Source organism: Streptomyces sp. B1I3 (assembly GCF_030816615.1).
Taxonomy (GTDB): domain Bacteria; phylum Actinomycetota; class Actinomycetes; order Streptomycetales; family Streptomycetaceae; genus Streptomyces.
Window position 1 is genome coordinate 2,872,807 of the sequence record NZ_JAUSYD010000001.1, and the last position, 20,985, is coordinate 2,893,791.

The 20,985-nt window shown below is 72.3% G+C and carries 20 protein-coding genes; 7 read left to right on the forward strand and 13 right to left on the reverse strand.

Annotated elements, in window-relative coordinates; translation table 11 throughout:
• Positions 1 to 51: 51 nt before the first annotated feature.
• From QFZ58_RS12945 to QFZ58_RS12990, 11 genes are all read right to left on the reverse strand, one after another.
• On the reverse strand, positions 52 to 879 hold the full coding sequence (locus QFZ58_RS12945; protein ID WP_307125070.1) for a spherulation-specific family 4 protein: 828 nt from the start codon (positions 877 to 879) through the stop codon (positions 52 to 54).
• The gene (locus QFZ58_RS12950) at positions 867 to 1,832 is read right to left on the reverse strand and encodes an NAD(P)-dependent oxidoreductase (RefSeq protein ID WP_307125071.1); all 966 of its coding nucleotides are present in this window, start codon (positions 1,830 to 1,832) and stop codon (positions 867 to 869) included. The genes QFZ58_RS12945 and QFZ58_RS12950 overlap by 13 nt, the downstream gene beginning before the upstream one ends.
• 136 nt (positions 1,833 to 1,968) lie before the next feature.
• Positions 1,969 to 3,303, reverse strand: a complete 1,335-nt coding sequence (locus tag QFZ58_RS12955; RefSeq protein WP_307125072.1) for a hypothetical protein — start codon at positions 3,301 to 3,303, stop codon at positions 1,969 to 1,971.
• A 34-nt stretch (positions 3,304 to 3,337) separates the two neighbouring features.
• Entirely contained in the window at positions 3,338 to 5,119 is a 1,782-nt protein-coding gene (locus QFZ58_RS12960; RefSeq protein ID WP_307125073.1) for a DUF3492 domain-containing protein, read from the reverse strand.
• 189 nt (positions 5,120 to 5,308) lie between these two features.
• Positions 5,309 to 6,952 (reverse strand): ABC transporter ATP-binding protein, encoded by a 1,644-nt coding sequence (locus tag QFZ58_RS12965; RefSeq protein ID WP_307125074.1) that lies wholly within the window; start codon positions 6,950 to 6,952, stop codon positions 5,309 to 5,311.
• Positions 6,949 to 7,938 (reverse strand): ABC transporter permease, encoded by a 990-nt coding sequence (locus QFZ58_RS12970; RefSeq protein WP_307125075.1) that lies wholly within the window; start codon positions 7,936 to 7,938, stop codon positions 6,949 to 6,951. Before QFZ58_RS12970 ends, QFZ58_RS12965 begins: the two co-directional genes overlap by 4 nt.
• Positions 7,935 to 8,942, reverse strand: a complete 1,008-nt coding sequence (locus tag QFZ58_RS12975; RefSeq protein ID WP_307125076.1) for an ABC transporter permease — start codon at positions 8,940 to 8,942, stop codon at positions 7,935 to 7,937. The genes QFZ58_RS12970 and QFZ58_RS12975 overlap by 4 nt, the downstream gene beginning before the upstream one ends.
• 2 nt (positions 8,943 to 8,944) lie before the next feature.
• Positions 8,945 to 10,672 carry an ABC transporter substrate-binding protein gene (locus QFZ58_RS12980; protein ID WP_307125077.1) on the reverse strand — a complete coding sequence of 576 codons (1,728 nt, stop codon included), beginning with the start codon at positions 10,670 to 10,672 and terminating at the stop codon, positions 8,945 to 8,947.
• Positions 10,673 to 10,875: 203 nt separating this feature from the next.
• A complete protein-coding gene (locus QFZ58_RS34465) occupies positions 10,876 to 10,992 on the reverse strand; it encodes an Ms4533A family Cys-rich leader peptide (protein ID WP_373428545.1) in 117 nt (38 codons plus the stop codon).
• Positions 10,993 to 11,059: 67 nt separating this feature from the next.
• Positions 11,060 to 12,406, reverse strand: a complete 1,347-nt coding sequence (locus tag QFZ58_RS12985) for a DUF3152 domain-containing protein (protein ID WP_307125078.1) — start codon at positions 12,404 to 12,406, stop codon at positions 11,060 to 11,062.
• A gap of 8 nt (positions 12,407 to 12,414) precedes the next feature.
• Positions 12,415 to 13,380, reverse strand: coding sequence for an alpha/beta fold hydrolase (locus tag QFZ58_RS12990; protein ID WP_307125079.1), 966 nt, complete (start codon positions 13,378 to 13,380; stop codon positions 12,415 to 12,417).
• Between the two features lie 110 nt (positions 13,381 to 13,490).
• Between QFZ58_RS12990 and QFZ58_RS12995 the strand changes: the two genes are divergently transcribed.
• From QFZ58_RS12995 to QFZ58_RS13010, 4 genes are all read left to right on the forward strand, one after another.
• Positions 13,491 to 13,706 carry a hypothetical protein gene (locus QFZ58_RS12995; protein ID WP_307125080.1) on the forward strand — a complete coding sequence of 72 codons (216 nt, stop codon included), beginning with the start codon at positions 13,491 to 13,493 and terminating at the stop codon, positions 13,704 to 13,706.
• A 169-nt stretch (positions 13,707 to 13,875) separates the two neighbouring features.
• The gene (locus tag QFZ58_RS13000; RefSeq protein WP_307125081.1) at positions 13,876 to 14,517 is read left to right on the forward strand and encodes a TetR/AcrR family transcriptional regulator; all 642 of its coding nucleotides are present in this window, start codon (positions 13,876 to 13,878) and stop codon (positions 14,515 to 14,517) included.
• 167 nt (positions 14,518 to 14,684) lie between these two features.
• On the forward strand, positions 14,685 to 14,912 hold the full coding sequence (locus tag QFZ58_RS13005) for a DUF3107 domain-containing protein (protein ID WP_307125082.1): 228 nt from the start codon (positions 14,685 to 14,687) through the stop codon (positions 14,910 to 14,912).
• Positions 14,913 to 15,137: 225 nt separating this feature from the next.
• The gene (locus QFZ58_RS13010) at positions 15,138 to 15,410 is read left to right on the forward strand and encodes a hypothetical protein (RefSeq protein WP_307125083.1); all 273 of its coding nucleotides are present in this window, start codon (positions 15,138 to 15,140) and stop codon (positions 15,408 to 15,410) included.
• 12 nt (positions 15,411 to 15,422) lie between these two features.
• On the opposite strand, the gene QFZ58_RS13015 is transcribed toward QFZ58_RS13010, so the two are convergent.
• Positions 15,423 to 16,178 (reverse strand): ferritin-like fold-containing protein, encoded by a 756-nt coding sequence (locus tag QFZ58_RS13015; RefSeq protein WP_373428658.1) that lies wholly within the window; start codon positions 16,176 to 16,178, stop codon positions 15,423 to 15,425.
• A gap of 441 nt (positions 16,179 to 16,619) precedes the next feature.
• Here QFZ58_RS13015 and QFZ58_RS13020 point away from each other — a divergent pair, with 441 nt between their 5' ends.
• Together QFZ58_RS13020 and QFZ58_RS13025 are read left to right on the forward strand one after the other, a co-directional pair.
• On the forward strand, positions 16,620 to 18,656 hold the full coding sequence (locus tag QFZ58_RS13020; protein ID WP_307125085.1) for a DEAD/DEAH box helicase: 2,037 nt from the start codon (positions 16,620 to 16,622) through the stop codon (positions 18,654 to 18,656).
• Positions 18,657 to 18,760: 104 nt separating this feature from the next.
• Positions 18,761 to 19,615 carry an alpha/beta fold hydrolase gene (locus tag QFZ58_RS13025; protein WP_307125086.1) on the forward strand — a complete coding sequence of 285 codons (855 nt, stop codon included), beginning with the start codon at positions 18,761 to 18,763 and terminating at the stop codon, positions 19,613 to 19,615.
• A 71-nt stretch (positions 19,616 to 19,686) separates the two neighbouring features.
• Here QFZ58_RS13025 and QFZ58_RS13030 read toward each other — a convergent pair whose 3' ends face one another.
• Positions 19,687 to 20,598 carry an NYN domain-containing protein gene (locus tag QFZ58_RS13030; RefSeq protein ID WP_307125087.1) on the reverse strand — a complete coding sequence of 304 codons (912 nt, stop codon included), beginning with the start codon at positions 20,596 to 20,598 and terminating at the stop codon, positions 19,687 to 19,689.
• Positions 20,599 to 20,809: 211 nt separating this feature from the next.
• Here QFZ58_RS13030 and QFZ58_RS13035 point away from each other — a divergent pair, with 211 nt between their 5' ends.
• Positions 20,810 to 20,962, forward strand: a complete 153-nt coding sequence (locus tag QFZ58_RS13035; RefSeq protein WP_307125088.1) for a hypothetical protein — start codon at positions 20,810 to 20,812, stop codon at positions 20,960 to 20,962.
• Positions 20,963 to 20,985 lie beyond the last annotated feature (23 nt).

The window sequence follows — 20,985 nt, forward strand, 5'->3', positions numbered from 1 at the left end:
CGTACTTCATCTACGTACGGTTGTTCTCCCGTAACACTGCCACGCCGCTCCTCATTCCGAGATACCGGGTCCGATCCGCGAGACGAATTCGTCCCAGTAGCTGGGCAGTGCCGCGAATGGGTCGGTATGTCCCCTCGCGTCGCCCCGGTCGGTGAAGAAGACCGTGCCCGCGCCCTGCCACCGGGCGATCCGCACGGCCTCCTCCAGGTGGGTGCGCGGGACCCCGTGGACGAAGTGGGCGAAGCGGCCCGGGTCGTACGCGGCGGTCCACTCGGCCACCTGCGACCAGCGGTAGTCGGTCCACGGGCCCCGGAAGGTGACGAGCTGGTCGGCGGCCTCCGCGTAGCCCGGATACGGGTGGGTGCCGAGCCCCAGCACCAGAAGCCCACCCTCCTCGTCCGCGTTGTCGCTGTCTCCGAGGAGCGCGGCGAGCGTGCTGGTGAGACGGCGGACGGCCGGCAGACCGCTGCGCTCGGCCGGGCAGCGGTCGAGGTAGAAGCCGCCGACGCGGTACCAGTCGAGGAAGGACCGGGCGTCCGCGACCAGCTCGCCGAAGGGGCGGCTGCCGAGGGCGAGGTCGAGGTGGCCCAGCAACCTGCCCCCGGCCGCCCGGACGGTGTCGTGCGGGGCCTCGCTGTGCAGGGCTCGTGCGCGGGCGTTGCGCAGACGGCCGGCCGCGTCGAGGCAGTGCGGGTCGGGTCGGGCGCCCGGACCGTTGTCGATGTTGAGGGCGGCCCAGTGCAGGGGGGTGCCCGGGCGGTTCAGTCCGGCCCACTCCGCGGGTGCGAGCAGTGGATGGGCGTAGCCGGGGACGCCGACTCCGAGCTGTTCGGCGCCGCCGGTCCGCGGGAGGGCCCCGGTGCTGGTCAGATACGGCATGCCGCCTCCATCCAGATGTCGGCGAGGGACTCCTCCAGGTTGATCCTGGGGCGCCAGCCGAGCCGGTCCCGCGCGGTGCGGACGTCGGCCTGCTGCCAGGCTCCGCATCCGTCGGGGTAGGGGGACGGGGTCGCCGCCAGGTGCTCGACGACGGACTCCGTCGAGGCGCGGGGGGCGCCGATCGGGAGCCGGCCGGGTGGCGTGTCGAGTTCGTGCAGGGCGCCCATGTACCCGGCGACCCTGGCGAGGACCGCCGCCGCGTCGCGCAGCCGGACGGCCCTGCCGGTGCCGATGTTCACGACTCCCTGGGCGGCGGAGAGCGAGGCGGCGTGCACGGCCCGCGCCACGTCCCGTACGTCGACGAAGTCGCGCTGGACCCCGAGACCGCTGAGCTTGAGCTCGGCGTCCCCGGACTGCATGGCGCGGCGCATGGTCTCGGCGAGCCGGCCGAGCGGGGAGCCCGCCGGGGTGCCGGGCCCGACCGGTGAGAAGACCCGGAGCACCACCGCGTCCAGGCCGGAGCCGAGGACGAGTTCGGTGGCGGCGAGTTTGCTGACGCCGTACGGCCCTCCGGGGCGGGGCACCGCGTCCTCGGCGGTGGACGAGCCGGGCTGGGAGGGGCCGTACTCGGAGGCGCAGCCGACCTGGACGAGCCGGGCGCTGCAGCCACTGCGGCGCATGGCCTCGCAGACCGTGGCGACGGCCACGGTGTTGTGACGGGTCAGGTCCCGGGCACCGCCGCGGGTGGCACCGGCGCAGTTGACGACGACTCCGGGGTGGACGGCGTCCAGGAAGCGGGTGAGCGCTCCGGGGCTGCCGCTCGCGAGGTCGAAGCGCACGTCGGCGTCGTCGCCGCGGCCGAGTGCCGTGAGGTGCACGGCAGGATCGGCGAGCAGGCGGTCGGCGACGAAGCGGCCGAGGAATCCGTTGGCTCCGAGCAGCAGAACCCTCATCGCGCGCCCCCTCGGTGCCGACGGCGGGCTGCCGGTGCGGGGGATTGGGGGGTCATGTCCGGTGTCTCCTTGTGGAAGGTGTGTGTGTGCGGTGGGGGGTCCCGCGGCGTCGGCTCCGCGGGACTGGGGTGGGCGGCTATGCCGTGGCGTGGGCGGATGCCCGGGAGAGGGTGACCGATGCGTGGATCAGCAGCCCGAAGGCGGCGATGCCGCAGGCCAGGGCGGGTACGCCGCCCGCCCCGGCCTCGCGGACGACGGCGTCGACGGGCCGTGCGAGGAGGTCGAGGCCGGGCAGCCGCCCGGCCAGGACGAGGAAGGGAGCCAGGATCTCGACGGCGCAGGCGGCCGCGAGGCCGGTGGCGGCGGGTTCCGGAAAGTCGTGGACGGCCAGCAGGCGGGCCAGGAACAGCAGGGCGCCGAGGGCGGCCGGGGCGAGGAGGGCGCCGTCGCCTGCGTGGCCGAGACCTGCGAGGTGCAGCAGTGCGGTCGTCGCGCACAGGAAGAGTGCGACGACGCCGAGGAGCAGGGGGCGCACACCGGCGCCGAAGTCCGCCAGGGCGTGGCTCCCGGTCAGCCGGTGGCGTGCGTGTGCGGAGAACAGATGGGCGCACCAGGCGGCGGGCACGACGGCGAGTGCGAGCCCGAGCAGCGGAGCGGGGTCGGCGTGCCAGTGGCCGTCGGGGCCGCCGCTGATGACCTGGGACAGCAGGTCCTCGCCGTACACGGCGTATCCGAGGAGCCAGCAGACGTACGGCGTGACGCCGCCGACGCCGCCCGAGGCCCGGAGCGGGCCGGTGCGCAGACAGAGCCGGAGGCCGAGCAGGACGAGCAGCGCTCCGACGGCGGTCACCGCGAAGCGCGCGCCCCCTCCGAGCACTCCCTCGGTGCCCCGCAGCACCCCGGCGGTCGCGAGGCACGCGGCGCCGGGCAGCAGCGCCAGCAGCGTCCAGCCGGACCGTGCCTGCGGGTCCGGCCCCCGCTCCGGGGGCGGGGGTGACACAGTCCGCCCCGCGCGCGGTGCGCGGGCGTAGAGCTCCTCGGCCAGCGAGAAGACGTCGCGGTGGCGGTAGCGGGCGGCAGTGCGGTCGGTGAGGCCGTGGGCCTCCAGGCCCGCGGCGATCTCCAGGGGGTCGACGGCCCGCTCGCACAGCTCGCGGTGCCGGTGCATGAGCACCTTCACGGGGTCGGCAGGTCCGCGTCGCACCGGCGGCCTGCGCGCCGGGTGGTACGCGATCTCGGGGGCCCGTACGGCTTCCCGGACTGCTGCGTGGCCCTCGCCCGCGACGTCGCCCTCTCCCCCGTCGCCCGCGAGGAGGTCACTCGGATCCGGGTGGTCCTCCTCCACGGCGGTCCCCCCGGCAACGGCGGATCCGCCGGCCCCCGAAGCCGCCGCTGCCAGGGGGACGAGGTCCGCGTGCCTGTGTTCCGGCCCCCCGAACTCCTGGTCAGGAGCACCGGCCGGTCCGCCCATGGAGGCTCCTCCGTCGTCGTGGCCTGCCGCGTCGTCACGCATCGCCGTCCCCCGCCCGGCCCGCGGTCGCGCAGACGCCCTCGGCCCCGATCGCCCAACTGGGCCTGCGGGGCGCCGCGGAGGCGACCGGAACGGCACTCCGGTGGTCCAGCACATGGGCCTCGGGTGGTGTCGCGAACGGGCGGGGCGGACCGCCCGGGTCTGCCGGAGCCGTCTCCGCCACCCACCGGGCCGGGGCGTGCGCCGCCAGGTCCAGGTAGATGCCACGGAACGCCGTCAGGTTCTGCTCGACGGTGAAGAGTTCGAGTGCGCGGGCGCGCGCCGCCGCTCCCAGGCGTGCGCGCCGCTCGGGGTCGCGCAGCAGCGCGACACAGGCGTCGGCGAGCGCCCGTGGATTGCGCGGAGGGACCACCAGCCCCGTGCCTCCGACGACTTCCACCACCGCGCCCACATCCGTCGAGACGGTGGCGCGGCCGCAGAACATCGCCTCGACCAGGCTGATGGGGAAGCCCTCGACGACACTGGACAGGACGACGACACCGCCGGCCGCGTAGGCCTCGGCGAGGTCGGGCACCTCGGGCCCGCCGATCTCCTCGAAGGTGACCGGATTGTCCCCGACCGCGTGGGCATCCGTGGCCTCGTCGGGGAAGAGCTGGGCGGCGAGTGCCGTACACCGGGCGAGGTAGGTCTCGCCCTCGCCTGACCGGACGGGGGCGCCGAAGATCCGCAGCCGCGCGTCCGGTTCGGCCCTGCGCACCTCGGCGAAGGCGTGCAGCAGTGCGAGGAGGTCCTTGGCGGGTTCGATGCGCCCGATCCACACCAGGGTGTCCGGGCCGCCTCGGTCGTCGCTCTCCCCCACGGGCCGGAAGCGTTCCGCCTCCATGCCCGGGTAGACCGTGCGCAGCTTCCCGCGGTCGGCTCCGCAGCGCTCCTGCCAGCGCCGGACGTGGGTGTTGCCGGGCGTGATCACCTCTGCCTGCCGGTACACCTCGGAGGCGAGCCGCGCGTGGAAGTTGGCCAGGAGGGCGCGCACCGGCGTGCTGTACGGGGTCTCGGGCCCCGCGAGGTAGTGCGTCCTCAGCGGCACGCTGTGTTCCGTGACCAGCAGGGGCACCCCGAAGAAGCGTTTGGCCAGCAGCCCCGGCAGGGCCGCTGCGCCGCCGGACGCCGCGTGGCAGAGGTCGACCGCCCCGAGGCCGTCCTCGTCGTACCAGTCGAGGGAGAGCGGGCGCAGCGCGCGCTCGACCTCACAGGCGAAGGCGAGGTAGTCGGGGACGGTGGCGCCGTGGACGGTCCGTCCGGTGCCCGGGGCACGGCAGGCCGACTCCACGATGCGTACGGTCGCCTCGGTGCGCAGGGCGGTGGGCAGTCCACCGCCCTCGCGGGCCAGCTCGGCGAGGCCGTAGAGGCCCTCCGTGAACAGGTCCGCCGCCGCGGCGCCGGCGCCGTCGGATTCCGGCCCGGCCTCCGGGCCCGCGCAGACGGACGTGACGAGCGCCGACACGTAGGCCGTGAAGCGCCGTCTGTCCCGCCGGCCGTACGCGCGCCCGAGACCGGTGGCGAGCCGGCCCGTCAGTCCGCGCGGGCGGCCTCCGCGCCCGAAGCCCTCGTGGTCCGTCCACAGCGGCGCCGTCCGCACCCGGCCGATCCGGTCCGGGAGCCTGACCCGGCCCTGTTGTTCCTGATGGGCCGAGCGGCTGAGGGCGTAGAGGTCGAACTCGTGCTGGGGAAGACCGCGTACGAGGCGGTCGCACCAGAGTCTGGACTCACCGGTCGCATACGGATAACCACCGTCCGTGAGGAGTCCGATCCGCACGAGCACACCCCCGATCTTCCGTGTGGGCGGCCGCCGTTGATCGGCGACTCGCAGCGGGACGACCGTAAGCGGATGCGACGGTGGTGCGACGGACGGTTGTCCGTCGCACCACCGAAAGGGGTGAACCGTCGTAACTTTCCCGCCCCCGTTGCGTTCTGTCGCGATAAGGGGCCGTCCGGTTACGTGGAGTCAGGCTTCGGCCAGCTCCTTGCGGGTCGCACGGCGGTGCGCGGCGCGTGCGGGATCGAGTGCGGGGACAGCCGCCAGCAGCTGCTTCGTGTACGGGTCCCGGGGCGAGCCGTAGACCTCGTCGACCGCACCCTGCTCGACGATCCGGCCCTGACGCATCACCGCCACCCGGTCGCTGACCTGGCGTACGACCGCCAGGTCGTGGGCGATGAAGACGAGGCCGATGCCCAGCTCCCGCTGCAGCTCCGCGAGGAGCGCGAGCACCTGGGCCTGGGTGGTGACATCGAGCGCGGAGACCGGCTCGTCGCACACGATCAGCTTCGGTTCGGCGGCGAGCGCACGCGCGATGCCGATCCGCTGGCGCTGCCCGCCGCTGAACTCGTGCGGATAGCGTTCGTACCGGCCGGCTTCGAGGCCGACCCGCTCCAGCAGCTCGCACACGCGGCCCCGGATCCGGGTCTCGTCCATCTCCCCTGCGGCGCGCAGCGGATCGGCCACGGACTCGCCGATCGGGCGACGCGGGTTGAGCGAGGCCACCGGGTCCTGGAAGACCATCTGGAGCTCGCGGCGGAAGGGGCGGATCCCCTTCTCCGAGAGGGTGCCGATCTCCGTCCCCCCGTACCGGAGGCCGCCCGCCGTCGGATCGAGCAACCGCACGAGCATGCGCCCGAGGGTCGTCTTGCCGCTGCCGCTCTCGCCCACGATCCCGAGGGTCTCGCCCGCGTGGACGGTGAGCGAAACCCCGTCCACGGCGGCGACCCGGCCGGCGCCCCGGCCGAACTCGCGCCTCAGCCCGACCGCTTCGAGCAGCGGCGTGCTCCCCGGGCGGGCGGCCCGCGGCCCCGGAATGCCGGCCACCCGGCGCTCGTCCACCCGGGGCACCGAGGCCAGCAGCTGACGGGTGTACGGCTGCCGGGGCGAGCCGAGCACCTCGGCGACCGGGCCGCGCTCGACCGCGCGCCCGCCTTGCATCACCAGCACGTCGTCCACGCTCTCCGCCGCCACGCCCACGTCGTGGGTGACCAGCAGCAGCCCCATGCCCGTCTCGTGGCGCAGGTCGTGCAGCAGGTCCAGGATCTGGGCCTGCACGGTGACGTCGAGGGCGGTGGTCGGCTCGTCCGCGACGATCAGCCGGGGTTCGCAGGCCAGGGCCATCGCGATGAGCGCCCGCTGCCGCATGCCGCCGGAGAACTCGTGCGGCCGGGACCGGGCGCGGCGGGCCGCGTCCGGGATGCCGACCCGGTCCAGGACCTCCACGGCCCGGGCCCGTGCCGCCCGCCGGGAGACGGAGTTGTGCACCCGGTACACCTCGGCGATCTGGTCACCGACCGTGTAGTACGGGTCGAGCGAGGAGAGTGGGTCCTGGAAGACCATCGCGACCTTCGCGCCGCGCAGCGCGCGCAGTTCGGCCTCGTCCGCCGTGCCCACATCCGTGCCGGCCACGCGGACCGTCCCGGTGACCCGGGCCCCGGTGCCCCTGTGCAGCCCCAGCAGGGCGGAGGCGGACGCGCTCTTGCCGGAGCCGGATTCGCCGACGACGCCGAGGGCGGCCCCCGCCTCCAGGGTGAAGGAGAGACCGTCCACGGCGCGGACGGTACCGAAGTCGATGGTGAGGTCCTCGACCTGGACCAGCGGTGTTGTCATGACAGGACCACCCGTCGGTCGGCCAGCGCGTACAGCATGTCCGCGACGGCATTGGCGATCACCACGAAGAAGCCGGTCACCAGCACCATGCCGACGACCACGGGCAGGTCGACGACCTTGACGGCGTGGACCAGTTCGCGCCCGATGCCCGGGATCCCGAAGAGGGACTCGGTCAGGACCGCGCCGCCGAACATGCTGCCGATGTCCAGCGCGCTGAGCGCGATCACGGGTGCGAGCGCGCCGCGCAGCGCGTGCCGTCCGATGATGGCGCGTTCGCCGACGCCGTAGGCGCGGAAGGTGCGCACATGGTCCTCGGCGAGTGTCTCCAGCATGGAGCTCCTGGTCAGCCGGGCGTACTTGGCGGACTCGATGAGTGCCAGGGACACCCAGGGCAGCAGGAGCCCCCAGGCCCACTGCTCGGGGTTCTCGGTGAAGGGCACATAGGTCGGCGACGGCAGCCACCGCAGGGTGGAGCAGAAGATGATGATGAGCAGCAACCCGATGACGAAGACCGGCGTGGTCGTCCCGGCCAGGGTCAGCCAGGTCAGGACCCGCTCGGTGATCCGGCCCCGCCGCCAGGCGGACAGCACTCCCGTACCGACGCCGAGCAGGATCCACAGGACGAAGGCGCCGATGACGAGCGATCCGGTGACCGGCAGTTCGGCCAGGATCAGCTGCATGACCTGCTGATCGCTCTGGTACGAGACCCCGAGGCAGGGTGCGGAGCAGTGCTCCACGCCGGTGCCGGTGGAGAAGTCCCGTCCGGCCACGATGCCGTGGAGGAAGTGCCAGTACTGCGTGTACACGGGGTCGTCGAGCCGGAGCTGCCCGGTCACCTGGGCGACCTGGGCGGGGGAGCAGCGTGGTCCGCAGGCGATCTGGGCCACGTCGCCCGGTGCCACGTAGAAGACCGCGTACAGGGCGACGGTCAGCGAGAGGAGGACGAAGACGGCGCCGCCGAGCCGCCGCAGCAGGAACCCGGTCACGATGCCTGCTCCTTCGTGGGTTCCTTGCGCTCCTTGCGTCCGCTGCCGATCCGCAGCCGGGAGGCGGCCCGTGGGTCGAGTGCCGTACGGACGCCCTCGCCGAGCACGGTGAGGGCGAGCACGGTGACGAAGAGCAGCCCGGCGGGCAGCAGGAGATAGGTGGGGTCCGACTGGTACCAGGTGTCGGCCTCGGTGAGCATCTGTCCCCAGGACGGTGTGGGCGGTTTTATGCCGACGCCGAGGAAGGACAGGGCCGCCTCGACGGTGATGTTGACGGGGAAGAGCAGTGCGGCGTAGGTGATGACGGGCGCGGCGAGCGAGGGCAGCAGTTCGCGCCGGGCGATGCTCCACCGTCCGCGGCCTGCGAGCCGGGCCGCGGAGACGAAGTCGAGGGACTTCAGGGCGAGCGCCTGGGCACGCACGATCTTCGACGTGCCCGCCCAGTTGATGCCGCCGATGACCAGCGCGATCAGGACGGGCCGTGGGAAGGAGGCCGGCACGATCGCGAGCAGGCCCAGGGCGATGACCATGAGCGGCAGGGCGACGTTGATGTCGGTGATCCGGCTGAGGACCTGGTCGACCCAGCGGTTGCCGAGGGCGGCCGCGAGCCCCACGACCACGCCGATGGCGACCTGGAGGACGGTGGCCGCGACGGCCACGCCGAGCGAGACCCGGGCTCCGTACACGACGCGGGCGAAGAGGTCGCGGCCGGTCTGCGGCTCGACGCCGAACCAGTGGTCCGCGCCGATGCCGCCGAAGGAGCCGATAGGGACCCCGCCGGCCGCCGAGTCGACGAGGTCGGGGTGGTAGGTGTCGGGGTCCTGTCCCGCGAGCGCGGCGAGCAGTGGCGCCCCGATCGCGGTCAGGAGGAGCAGGAGGACCACGGCCGCCGCGACGGCGGCCGCGCGCTGTGCGCGCAGCCGCAGCCAGAACTGCCGGGCCCCCGAGGCGGGGGCGGCGACCGGTGCCGCTCCCGCCTCCTGGACCAGAAGTGCTTCGGACATGGTTACTTGACCGCGACCTGCGAGATGTCGAGAACGCCGGTCCAGTCGCTGATGACGACGTTCTTGACGTCCTGACCGAAGAGCCGCTTGTAGACCGGGTGGAAGAGCGGCACCGTCAGCGCCTTCTCGCCGATCTTCTTGTCGAGCGCGCCCCAGCGCTGGGCGGCGGCGTCCAGGTCGGTGAGCTTGTTGATCTCGTCGATCTCCTTGTTGACCGACGCGTCGTTCAGGAAGCCGGTGTTGAAGTTGGCTCCGTCCTTCACGATCTGGCGGCCGTCGAAGATCGGTGCGAGGAACGGGCCGCCGGAGGGCCAGTCGGCTCCCCAGTGGGCGAGGAAGAAGCCCGGTTCCTTGGACGCGCTGTGGATGGTGTCGGAGTAGTCGTTGCCCTCCAGCCCCTTGAGCTCGACGGTGACGCCGGCCTTCTTGAGGGCGGCCTGGAGCGCCGTGGCGATCTCCGGGCCGGTCTCGAAGTCCTTGTCGTTGGAGTGCGTGAGGGGGACGGTCAGACCCTTGGGGTAGCCGGCTTCCTTCAGCAGTTCCTTGGCCTTGGCGGCGTTGCCCGTCTCGCCCGCCGGGAAGTGGTCGTAGGGCGTGTGGCCGAAGGACTTCTGGTTCGGCAGGTAGGTGGTGGCGGGCTCGGCGAGCGAGGAGCCGCCCGCCGCGTTGATCACGGAGGAGCGGTCGACCGCGTAGGAGATGGCCTGGCGCACCTTCGGGTCGTCGAAGGGCTTCACCTTCGGGTTGAAGGCGATGTAGTTCGTGTAGCCGAAGTGGCCGGTGCCGACGCGGGCGGCGAGCTTCTTGTCGCCGGAGACCTTGGCCAGCTCGGCCGGGCCGAGGTTGGTGTCGGTGGTGACGGCGGCGGCGTCGGCGCCCTGGGAGGCGGAGAGCCGCTGGTTGATGACGGCGGAGTCGAGGCCGGAGCGGACGTCGATCCTGTCCGGGTAGGCCTTGCGTTCCTCGTCGGTGGCCGCGGACCAGTGCGGGTTGCGCTCCAGGACGAGCCGCTCGCCGTCGTTCTCGTTCGAGACGACCTTGTACGGCCCCGAGGAGACGGGGTGCTCCTCGTACTTGGTGCCCGTGTCCTTGGCCTGGGGCACGGGGGTGGTCTGGGTCTGGGTGGCGAGGTACGGGAACTCGCCCTCGGGCTTGTTCAGGTGGAAGACGATCGTCTTCGCGTCCGGCACCTCGATCGAGTCGAGGCCCTTCTTGTCCTTGTAGGGGCCCTGGTAGTCGGCTCCGCCGATCAGCCAGTCACGCAGGTAGGGCGCGCCGCCGGAGAGTTCGGCGGCGAAGGACCGCTCGATGCCGTACTTGATGTCCGCGCTGGTGATCGCGGTGCCGTCCTCGTACTTCAGGCCGTCCTTGAGGGTGTACGTCCAGACGGTGGCGTTCTTGCTGGGTGTCCCCAGGTCGGTGGCGAGGTCGGGGACCACCTGTGCGCCCGCGGCACCGTTCTCGCGGTTGCGGGTGGTGAGCGTACGGAAGACCAGGGAGGGGACGTTGCCACCCCCGGAGGTGTAGAGCCGCGCCGGGTCGAAGTCCTCCTGCGGATTGCTGTTGAGGACCGTGAGGGTGCCGCCCTTGTGCGGCGTGCCCGAGGCACCGGATCCACCGCTGCCCCCGCTGTCCTGGGGCCCGGCGCAGGCCGCGAGGCCGGCGACCAGGGCGAGGCTGACAGCGGCGGCGGTTGCCACGCGGCGCGGTATGACGGACGGCTGACTCATCGGAGGACCTCTCGGTGTGCTGCGGCGGGGAAGGGTGGAAGGGGCCGCGCAGGCGCAACGAGGGTTCCGCCCCCGGACGGCGGGGGAGGACCGGATACAGCGAGGCCGCGCCTGCGGACGGAGTACGCCCGGGCGCGGTGGTCAGGAGGCCGTGGGAGCCGGAAAATGACTCGCCAGGGGGTCGACGCGCGCTCGAGCAGGCGTCAGCGACAGAGAATGTCGGCTACGCAGAACCCGGCCACGCCGAGGAGCGCCAGCTCGATGGCGGCGCGCTCGGAGGATGCGGGTTCGCGTGACATGCCGAGAAATATGGACGACATGTTCCCCTGTGTCAACGCGGAATGAGACGCTCGTCCCACGATACGGACACGGCGGCCCCGTCGCGGCTCAACTACCCGGGTACACCCAGGGGTTGGGCCTGCACTTGATCCCTTTCAGATTCAGCGTCTTGGTCTGCTGCTGCATCACGGGGGCAAGGGCTCCGGGTGTGCGGCAACTCGCGTGGTCGTGCCCCAGCCGGTGGCCGACCTCATGGTTGATGAGCATCTGACGGTAGATCAGCAGCTTGTCCGGGCCGAACGTCGAGGCGCCCTGCGCCCAGCGGTAGGCGTTGATCATGACGCGGTCCGTGGCGGCGGAGTCACAGGAGACGTTGTCCTCGGTGGTGTCCAGGCCCGACTTCTCGCACCAGACCCCGGTGGTGCCGGGGCTCGCGAGGGTGATCACGAAGTCCGGTTCGCCGGAAGAGATCCGCTCGAAGGTCATGGCACCGCCGTGCGCCCAACTCCGGTCGTCGTTCAGCGTCGTCTGCACCGCCTCGGCGAAGAGCCCGGCGTCGAGACCCAGCCCCTGCTCCACATCGACCCGGTAGCGGTACTTGCGCCCCTTGCCCGGCGCCTTCGCGAGCCCCGGCACCGCCTCGAACTTCCCCGACGCCTTCAGGTCGGGTGCGAGGGGGTAGGGCACTGCCATCCTCTCCGCGTAGGTGAGGGTCTTGACCTCCGGCCGCCCGGCCTGGGGGGTCGGACGCTCCTCCGAGCGGGAGGCGTCCTTGGAGCCCTCACGGTCGGCGCCCGCGGCCTGCGGGACGCCCCGGCCGCCGCCGGGCTCCTGCGCCACCTGTCCGGCCACCACGACGGCGAGCACCGTGGTCACCGCCGCGGCCGCGATCCCGGTGAAGGTGCGGCCCTTCCCTCCCTTGGAGACCCGGCCGCCACCACCGTCCGGGACACCGTCGGCGTCGTCCGGTCCGCCGGGGGCCCCGGCGCCGCCACCGGCTCGTACGGGCGGCGAAATGCGCGGGCCGGCCGCCCCGAACGCGTCGAGGAACTCCTTGCGCGGGCCCGGTATCAGCGGGGAGCCGGCCGGACGCGACTCCGGTGCCGTACGGCGTTCGGCCGCACGCTGCGCCGTCTGCTGGGCCGACAGCTGCCGCGCCACGGCCTGCCGCGCGTGCAGTTCCGATCCGGCGCCGGCCTGGCCCTCCCGGCCTTCGTGCCGCGACTGCGGACCGGTCCCCCAGCCGCCACCGGGCTCACGCTGCTCGGGATGCCCGCCGCGGGCCGGCGGGACGTCGTGGAACGGACCGTGCCCGTTCCCCGCAGCCGCCGTCGCGGCGTCCCGCCTGCGCCGGCCGCTGCCTTCCCGGGCCTCACCGCGTGCACCGCCGGGAGCGGCCGCGGCCCCCGTGTCCCGCCCCGCGAGCTCGGGCCCTTTACGACTGTGTCGTCCCACGCCCCGGATCAGCTCCCGCCGCGTTCGTCGAGCATGTCCCGAAACGCCTGGGCGATCGTCTCCGGGTACTCCATCATCGCCACGTGCCCCGCATCGGGCAGTGTCAGCAGCCGCGAATCGCGGAAGGCCGCGGACGCTCTGCGTGCCATCCGGTACGAGACGAGCTTGTCCCTTCCGCCGTACACCAGCAGGGCCGGTGCCAGCACCCGCTCGGCCTGGCGCCACAGCCCGTGCTGTCCGCCCAGGGTGTAGGCATCGACGATGCCCCGGGCCGAGCGCGTCATGGCGTCCCAGAAGTACGGCAGTTCCAGCCTTCGCTCCATCTCGGCCACCGCGTGGCGGAAGGCCTCCTCGGAGATTCGTGCCGGATCGCCGTAACAGAGTGCCATGACACCGCGCGTGCGCTGTTCCGCGGTCCAGTCCCGGGTGAGCCGGGAGAACAGGGGAGCGACGCCCGGGAGTGCGAGCAACCCCGTGGGGACGGCGGGCCGTTGCACCCGGATCTCGGGCAGAGCAGGGGAAATCAGCGTCAGGGTGCGCACGAGGTCGGGACGGACCGCCGCGACACGGGTGGCAACGGCACCGCCCATCGAATTACCGAAAAGGTGGACGGGCCCGCGCCGCCCGGCGTCCAGCAGCCGGATCACGGCCCGGGCGTGTCCGGTGATCGAGTAGTTCCCGTCGTCCGGCGGCGGGGAGTCCCCGAAGCCGGGCAGGTCGACCGCCTCGCCGTCGACCACGTCGGCCAGCAGCGGCATCAGCGCCGACCAGTTCTGCGAGGAGCCGCCCAGCCCGTGCACGTAGAGGGCAGGCGCCGGCCCCGTCGACCGGCCCGGCCGGGAACGAACGGTCAGCGTGAGACCCGGCAGCTCGACGGAGCGCAGCTTCTCACCCTCCGCGACCCGGACGGCACTGACCGTGGGAGCCATGGCGGCAGCGACGGCGCGGGTACCGGGCAGCTCGGTCGAAGACATGCGGCAATATTACGAGACGATCACGCACCGGTTGACGTGTTCGCGGTCACAGGCCGCATAGCGCCCCCCAGGGGTAGCTCCTACCCTGCAAGGGAAGGAAGGGAGCCACCATGACGGTCGACCCGACCGATCCAGACACGTTCGAGGACCCCCGGCCCGACGAGCCCGACCCGGAAGCCCCCGAGGCCGATTCCGCGGAGCAGCAGGCCGACGTCCGGCCGGAGAGCGACGAACCGCTCACCGACATCGACCCGGACGTGGCGAACGAGGCGGACGCCGCGGAGCAGAGCCGCGTGGTCAGACTGGATGAGGACGATTACCGGTAGTACGTCCCGCTTTCTGCTACGACCGCGCAGATCTGCGGCTTCCCCAGCCGTCCGGTCCGTGAAATTCTGCGTTCGCGCCGCGCACACCCGGGTTACTCAAAAGTACGATGGCCCCATGGCGCAGCGTGCACGTTTTCTGCTGCGTTTGAACACACAATTGGGAGGCGGCGTGACAGCCATCGAGCAGACAGAGGCAGCGCGCCCGCGGGGCACTCGCCTGCCCCGCCGCGCCCGTCGCAATCAGCTGCTGGGCGCTGCGCAGGAGGTATTCGTCGCGCAGGGCTACCACTCCGCCGCGATGGACGACATCGCCGAGCGGGCCGGGGTGAGCAAGCCGGTGCTCTACCAGCACTTCCCCGGCAAGCTGGAGCTCTACCTGGCGCTGCTCGACCAGCACTGCGAGTCGCTGCTCCAGGCGGTCCGCACGGCGCTGGCCTCGACGACGGACAACAAACTGCGCGTGGCGGCGACGATGGACGCCTACTTCGCGTACGTGGAGGACGAGGGCGGCGCGTTCCGTCTCGTGTTCGAGTCCGACCTGACCAACGAGCCGGCGGTGCGTGAGCGGGTCGACCGTGTCTCGCTGCAGTGCGCGGAGGCCATCTCCGACGTCATCGCGGGCGACACGGGCCTGTCCAAGGACGAGTCGATGCTGCTCGCGGTCGGCCTCGGCGGTGTCTCGCAGGTGGTGGCCCGCTACTGGCTCTCCAGCCGCTCCACCATTCCGCGTGACACGGCGGTCCAGCTGCTGACCTCCCTCGCCTGGCGCGGGATCGCGGGCTTCCCGCTGCACGGCATCGACCAGCACTGAGCGTCCTCGTCGCAGGACCGCCCACGGCCGGTCCCCGGCCGTGGTGTCCGCCGGTGTTCGCTGCGGGCGTTGCCGGTCGACCCGTGGTCGGGTCCTCCACCGGGCTAGTGTGTGCTGCGTACGGCGCGGTTCACCGCGCAGAGACGGACCGTCGGAGGGACATAGCCGTGGAGGTCAAGATCGGGGTGCAGCACACACCCCGGGAGATCGTTCTGGAGAGCGGGCTTTCCGCCGAAGAGGTCGAGAGCGCGGTCGGCGAGGCGCTCACCGGCAAGACGCAGCTGCTCAGCCTCACGGACGACAAGGGCCGCAAGGTTCTGGTGCCGACCGATCGGATCGCATACGTCGAGATCGGCGAGCCCAGCACCCGGCGGGTGGGCTTCGGCGCGCTGTAGTCGCCCGGCGCAACGCACAGACGCAACGGACAGGGCGGAGGCCCGGCGGACAACCGCCGGGCCTCCGCCTTCTCGTCCCACGGTGCCGCCCGGAGGTGTCCCCCGCGCCCGGAGCGTGTCGCCCGGAGGTGTCCCCCGCGCCCGGAGGAGGATTGCGTTCCGCAGGCCCCGGGTAGTACCGCCTAGGACCGAACGTCCGCGCGCAGTCAAGCGAGGTGACCTGCTGTGTTCTGGGAAATCATCGGCTCCGTCCTGCTCGGGCTCGCCCTGTCCTGGGTCGCGCTCCACTCCCTGCCGGACCGGCTGCCGTCCCCTCGCAGGGTGTTTCTCACCGGCGCACTCGGCGCGCTGTTCGGCGCCTATCTGACCCACTCGAGCCTGGACTCGGGCCCTGCCCTGGCGACCGGTGCCGGTGCCGTGCTGGTCGGGGCGGTGACGCTGTCCCTGCTGATCCGCCCGCGCCGGAGCCGGCCGGTGCGGTCCGTGACGGCCCAGTAGGCAGGCGGCCGGTCAGGCCGCGAGGCCCAGCGCGGCCATCCGCTTGGTGTGCGCCTCGGTGATCCTGGAGAACATCCGGCCGACCTCCGCGAGGTCGAAGCCGTCCGCCACTCCCCCGACGAGCATCGTCGACAGGGCGTCGCGGTCCGCGACCACCCGCTGGGCCTGGGAGAGCGCCTCACCCATCAGCCTGCGCGCCCACAGGGCGAGGCGTCCGCCGACCCGGGGTTCCGCCTCGATGGCGGCGCGCACCTTCTCGACCGCGAAGTTGCCGTGCCCCGTGTCGTCGAGCACGGCGAGGACGAGGGAGCGGGTGTTCTCGTCGAGGCGTGCGGCGATCTCACGGTAGAAGTCGCTGGCGATCGAATCGCCGACGTACGCCTTGACCAGTCCCTCCAGCCAGTCCGACGGGGCGGTCTGGCGGTGGAAGTCGTCGAGCGCCTTGGCGAACGGCTCCATGGCCGCGGTCGGCTCCTCGTCGATGGCCGTGAGCCGGTCGGTCAGCTGCTCGAAGTGATGGAATTCGGCGGACGCCATCCGCGCCAGTGCCGCCTTGTCCCCGAGTGTCGGCGCCAGCTTCGCGTCGTCGGCGAGCCGCTCGAAGGCCGCGAGCTCCCCGTAGGCGAGTGCGCCGAGCAGATCCACCACCGCGGCTCGGTACTGCGCGTCGGCGGACGCCGTTTCCCAGTCCTGGGCGGCGATACCGGTGGGTGCGGGGGCTTCGTCGGATGCTTCAGTGGCGTTGTCAGGCGTCTCCATGCAGCGCAGAATAGCCCGCCTCCCCGGGGGCGGAGGGGCCTGCCCGACAGAAGACATCACACCGATCCGATGAATTCGCCCAACACACATGCGCGAATCCGGGGTACAGTGGTATTGCGCTTACTGAGCATTTTCCTGTGCCAGGGGCGCGACCTTGAATGAGGATGCCCGGTCGGAGGCCCGATCGGCTCCGAACCGACAGCCCTCCACGCGGTGCGTACGCCATGTACGACCGCAGCTGAGGGGCCCCCTCAGCGGCACGAGCGCTCGAGCGACGGCAGTGGTCCCGCGCCACCCGGCCCATCCACGGCCGGATGACCAACCCCGGCACGGTACGACCCCCAGCGTTCGCCTCGGACCGCGTCTCACAGAAGAGGCAGCACCCTGACTACGTTCCGCGACCTCGGCATCCTTACCGAGACGGCCGAAGCCCTCGAGGCGGTCGGCATCATGTCCCCCTTCCCCATCCAGGAGATGACGCTCCCCGTAGCGCTCTCCGGATCGGACGTCATCGGCCAGGCCAAGACCGGCACCGGCAAGACGCTCGGTTTCGGTCTGCCGCTCCTGGAGCGTGTGACCGTCCCCGCCGACGTCGAGTCCGGCCGGGCGGCGCCCGAGAAGCTGACGGACGCGCCCCAGGCCCTGATCGTCGTCCCCACCCGCGAGCTGTGCCAGCAGGTCACCAACGACCTGCTCACCGCCGGCAAGGTCCGTAACGTCCGCGTTCTCGCGATCTACGGCGGCCGGGCGTACGAGCCCCAGGTCGAGGCCCTCAAGAAGGGTGTCGACGTGATCGTCGGCACTCCGGGCCGGCTGCTCGACCTGGCGGGCCAGCGCAAGCTCGACCTCTCGCACATCCGCGTCCTGGTCCTCGACGAGGCCGACGAGATGCTCGACCTGGGCTTCCTGCCCGACGTCGAGCGCATCATCACGATGCTGCCGCCCAAGCGCCAGACGATGCTGTTCTCGGCCACGATGCCCGGGGCCGTCATCAGCCTCGCGCGCCGCTACATGTCGCAGCCGACGCACATCAACGCCACCTCGCCCGACGACGAGGGCACGACCGTCAAGAACACCGCGCAGTACGTCTACCGCGCGCACAACATGGACAAGCCCGAGATGGTCTCGCGCATCCTGCAGGCCGAGGGCCGCGGACTCGCGATGATCTTCTGCCGTACGAAGCGCACGGCCGCCGACATCGCCGAGCAGCTGGAGAAGCGCGGATTCGCGTCCGGCGCGGTCCACGGCGACCTCGGCCAGGGCGCCCGTGAGCAGGCCCTGCGGGCATTCCGCAACGGCAAGGTGGACGTCCTCGTCTGCACCGATGTCGCCGCGCGCGGCATCGACGTCGAGGGTGTGACCCATGTCATCAACTACCAGTCGCCCGAGGACGAGAAGACCTACCTCCACCGCATCGGCCGTACCGGCCGCGCGGGGGCCAAGGGCATCGCGATCACGCTGGTCGACTGGGACGACATCCCGCGCTGGCAGTTGATCAACAAGGCCCTGGACCTGAAGTTCCCGGATCCGCCCGAGACGTACTCCACGTCCCCCCACCTGTACGAGGAACTCAACATCCCGGCCGGCACCAAGGGTGTCCTGCCGCGCACCGAGCGGACCCGTGCGGGTCTGCGGGCGGAGGAGATCGAGGACCTCGGCGAGACCGGCGGCCGTGGCCGCAAGTCCGCCGCCTCCGCCCCGGCACCGCGCGAGGAGCGTGCCCCGCGCACGCCCCGTCAGCGTCGTCGCACGCGTGGTGGCGACAGCATGGAGGAAGCCGCCGCGACGGTGCCCGCCCCGTCGGCGGAGGTCTCCGGTGACGAGTCGGCGGAGCCGCGTACACCGCGCCGTAGGCGCCGTACCCGTGTCGCCGCCCCCGAGGGCGTTTCGGCGGTGGCCGTGGCCGAGGCCCCGGCCGCGACGACCGCGGTGAAGGCCGCACCGGCCGTCGCTGAGGCCGTGGCCGTCGAGGCCGCGCCGGTCGAGGCCGAGGCGGAGGCGGAGGCGGAGGCGGAGGCCGAGGCGAAGCCGCGTCGCCGCCGCAGCCGTGCGGCGGTGAAGCCGGTCTCCGAAGCGGCCGAGGCCGCCCCGGCGGCCGACCCCGTGGTCGACTTCCAGACCGTGGCCGTCACCGCACCGGCGGTGGAGACCGTGGCCACCAAGCCGCGTCGGCGTGCCCGTGTCATGAAGCCCGCCGACGAGGTGGACTTCCAGATCGCTCCGGCCTCCGAGCCCGCGACCGAGACGAGGCCGCGCCGCCGTCCCCGGGCCGCCACCAAGCCGAGGACCGAGGCCGTCGCCGAGGCCCCGGTCGTGGCGGAGGACGGGGCGGAGACCAAGCCGGTACGCCGCCGCAGGCCGCGTACCGCCGCGAAGGCGGAGACCGCCGCGGTCACCACCGAGGTGGCGACGGGCGAGGACGCGCCCGCGAAGCCGCGCCGTCGCCGCGCCCGCGCCACGACGGTTGCCGAGACGCCCGGGAACTGATCCGCAGCACCTCTTCGTACGGCCCCGGTCTCCCGCTCGTCGCGGGGGGCCGGGGCCGTACGTCTGCCTGGGCGCGATCCGCCGCCCGGCGATAGCCTCGGCCCATGAGCCGGCCTCCCACCTTCGCCCCGCCCGCCTGTGCCCGTGCCCGCACGCTGTCCACGGAACGCGGCGACTTCGCCGTGCTGGACGCCGCACCGGCCGACGGCGCACACTCCACAGCGCTCCTCCTGCCCGGATACACCGGAAGCAAGGAGGACTTCATCGCCCTGCTGGAACCGCTCGCGGACGCCGGTGTCCGGGTCGTCTCGGTGGACGGCCGCGGACAGTACGAGACCGCGGGGGCTGACCGACAAGATGCTTATTCCCAGGCGGAGTTGGCGCGCGACGTGCTGGCGCAGGCCGCTGCCCTGGGAGCGGCCGGAGCGCCCGGAGGCATCCATCTGCTCGGGCACTCCCTGGGCGGCCAGATCGCCCGCGCCGCGGTCCTCCTGGACGCCGCGCCCTTCCGCTCACTGACCCTGATGTCGTCCGGTCCTGCCGAGATCTCCCCCGACCAGCAGAAGAAGGCACGCCTGCTCGCCGACACCCTGAGCCGCTGGAGCATGGCCGAGGTCTGGCAGGCCATGCGTGCCATGGATCCTCCGGAGGACGCGGACATCGGCGACGGGGAGGATCTGCGCCGCCGCTGGATGCGTCACGACCCGGCCCAGCTGATCGCCACGGGCGCGCAGCTGTCCGCCGAGCCGGACCGGGTGGACGAGCTCGCCGCGCTGCCCCTTCCCGTCCACGTGATCTCGGGCGAGAGCGACGACGTGTGGCCGGTACCGCTCCTCGACGTCATGGCGCAGCGGCTGGGGGCCCGGCGCACCGTGATCGAGGGGGCCGAGCACTCCCCCAACACGGCCAGGCCGCGGGAGACGGCGGACGCCCTCGTCTCGTTCTGGGAGTCCGTCTGAGCCGCGCCCCGGCCGGTCCGCCACTCCTGGGTCGCAGGTGCGCCAGGGGGGCCGGCACCACGCCTGCGCCGTCAGTACTGCGCCTGCAGGTGGTGCCAGAAGCCGTCGCGCAGCGCCCGGCGGAGGTGGGCGTGGCCGCGCAGGGAGTGCTGCAGCAGCCGTTCGGCCTCGACGAGGAGATCCTGGTCGACGGAGCCCGGGAGGTAGGGGTGCCCGGGCAGCAGGTCGGCGAGGGCCTCCCGGCCGCGTGAGGAGAGCCAGGTGGCGGCGATCTGCGCGCCGACGAAGCGGACGTCCTCGCGCGCCGGGGCCGGGCTGTCGTCCTCGTACATCGTGACGGGGCGCCGGGTGACGTACGGGCGGCAGAACTCCAGGTCGAAGGTCCGCTGACTGTCGACCTCCCAGAGCAGCGGCTCGGCCTGGTTGCGCCCCTCCCCGGCCTCGATGCCCCACAGGTGCACGCGGGCGCCGTAGCCCTGCGCGGACTCGACGGCCGACACCAGGTCCTCGTCCCCGCCGACGAGCGCCGCGTCGCTGATGGCCCGGTGGCGTGCGAGGGACTCGAGGTCGGTGCGGATGAGCGAGTCGACGCCCTTCTGCTGGTTGTTGGCGTTGAGGTTGCCGAGCCGGACCTTGACGTCGGGGAGTTCGGCGATGGCCTGCTGCTCGACGGTGTGGATCCGGCGCCTGGCCCCGTCGTACCAGTACACGCGCAGGAGCCGGCTGTCCGCGAAGATCGTGCGGGCCTTGTCGATGAAGGCCTCGATCAGCCCTTCCGCGTCGAGGTCGAAGGAGCGCCGGTCCTCTGTCCCGGTGACGAGCAGTCCGGCGGCGGCGTAGACGTATCCCGCGTCCACGAAGATCGCGTGGGTGGAGGGGGTCTTCGACACCTCCGCGAGAACGCGCTGGAGCAGTTCGTTGGTGCGCCCCAGCTGCTCGCGGATGTCGGGACCTCCGTCGGGCCGCGTGTCAGCCTGACTCATACGGGCCTCATCGTCTGCGCATGCTCGGTTACCGGCTGGTACTTAGACATCCAAAAAATTTCCTTAGCGTAGGGAATGTTTGCTCTGGGCAAGACGTTGTCACCACTTGTGGAGCACGGGACGTGGACCGTCCCGGGCCCCACATCCTTGCGGACGGCAAGCCGTCCCCCCAGTAGTTCTCCAGCAGGAGGATCAGACGAAGGGAAGCCTCATGCGCTTCGAGATCATGCGACTCGACGATGTCGACGGTACCGCCGTGGACAGCACGGTCGTGGACGCCGCCTCCGTCAACCGGATCGTGCAGCAGGCCGCCTCCATCGGCCAGCGCATCTACATCCGGCCGGCCGACACGTCGGCTTCATAACGCCCTGCATCGCTCGCGTCGCC

Bases quoted from the DNA above. Each gene is read 5' to 3' on its own strand.
- QFZ58_RS13035 (WP_307125088.1), top strand. From the start codon at position 20,810: ATGCGCTTCGAGATCATGCGACTCGACGATGTCGACGGTACCGCCGTG.
- QFZ58_RS12980 (WP_307125077.1), bottom strand. From the start codon at position 10,672: ATGAGTCAGCCGTCCGTCATACCGCGCCGCGTGGCAACCGCCGCCGCT.
- QFZ58_RS12975 (WP_307125076.1), bottom strand. From the start codon at position 8,942: ATGTCCGAAGCACTTCTGGTCCAGGAGGCGGGAGCGGCACCGGTCGCC.
- QFZ58_RS12950 (WP_307125071.1), bottom strand. From the start codon at position 1,832: ATGAGGGTTCTGCTGCTCGGAGCCAACGGATTCCTCGGCCGCTTCGTC.
- QFZ58_RS34465 (WP_373428545.1), bottom strand. From the start codon at position 10,992: ATGTCGTCCATATTTCTCGGCATGTCACGCGAACCCGCATCCTCCGAG.
- QFZ58_RS12995 (WP_307125080.1), top strand. From the start codon at position 13,491: ATGACGGTCGACCCGACCGATCCAGACACGTTCGAGGACCCCCGGCCC.
- QFZ58_RS12955 (WP_307125072.1), bottom strand. From the start codon at position 3,303: ATGGGCGGACCGGCCGGTGCTCCTGACCAGGAGTTCGGGGGGCCGGAA.
- QFZ58_RS13025 (WP_307125086.1), top strand. From the start codon at position 18,761: ATGAGCCGGCCTCCCACCTTCGCCCCGCCCGCCTGTGCCCGTGCCCGC.
- QFZ58_RS12965 (WP_307125074.1), bottom strand. From the start codon at position 6,952: ATGACAACACCGCTGGTCCAGGTCGAGGACCTCACCATCGACTTCGGT.
- QFZ58_RS13030 (WP_307125087.1), bottom strand. From the start codon at position 20,598: ATGAGTCAGGCTGACACGCGGCCCGACGGAGGTCCCGACATCCGCGAG.
- QFZ58_RS12945 (WP_307125070.1), bottom strand. From the start codon at position 879: ATGCCGTATCTGACCAGCACCGGGGCCCTCCCGCGGACCGGCGGCGCC.
- QFZ58_RS12990 (WP_307125079.1), bottom strand. From the start codon at position 13,380: ATGTCTTCGACCGAGCTGCCCGGTACCCGCGCCGTCGCTGCCGCCATG.
- QFZ58_RS13020 (WP_307125085.1), top strand. From the start codon at position 16,620: ATGTCCCCCTTCCCCATCCAGGAGATGACGCTCCCCGTAGCGCTCTCC.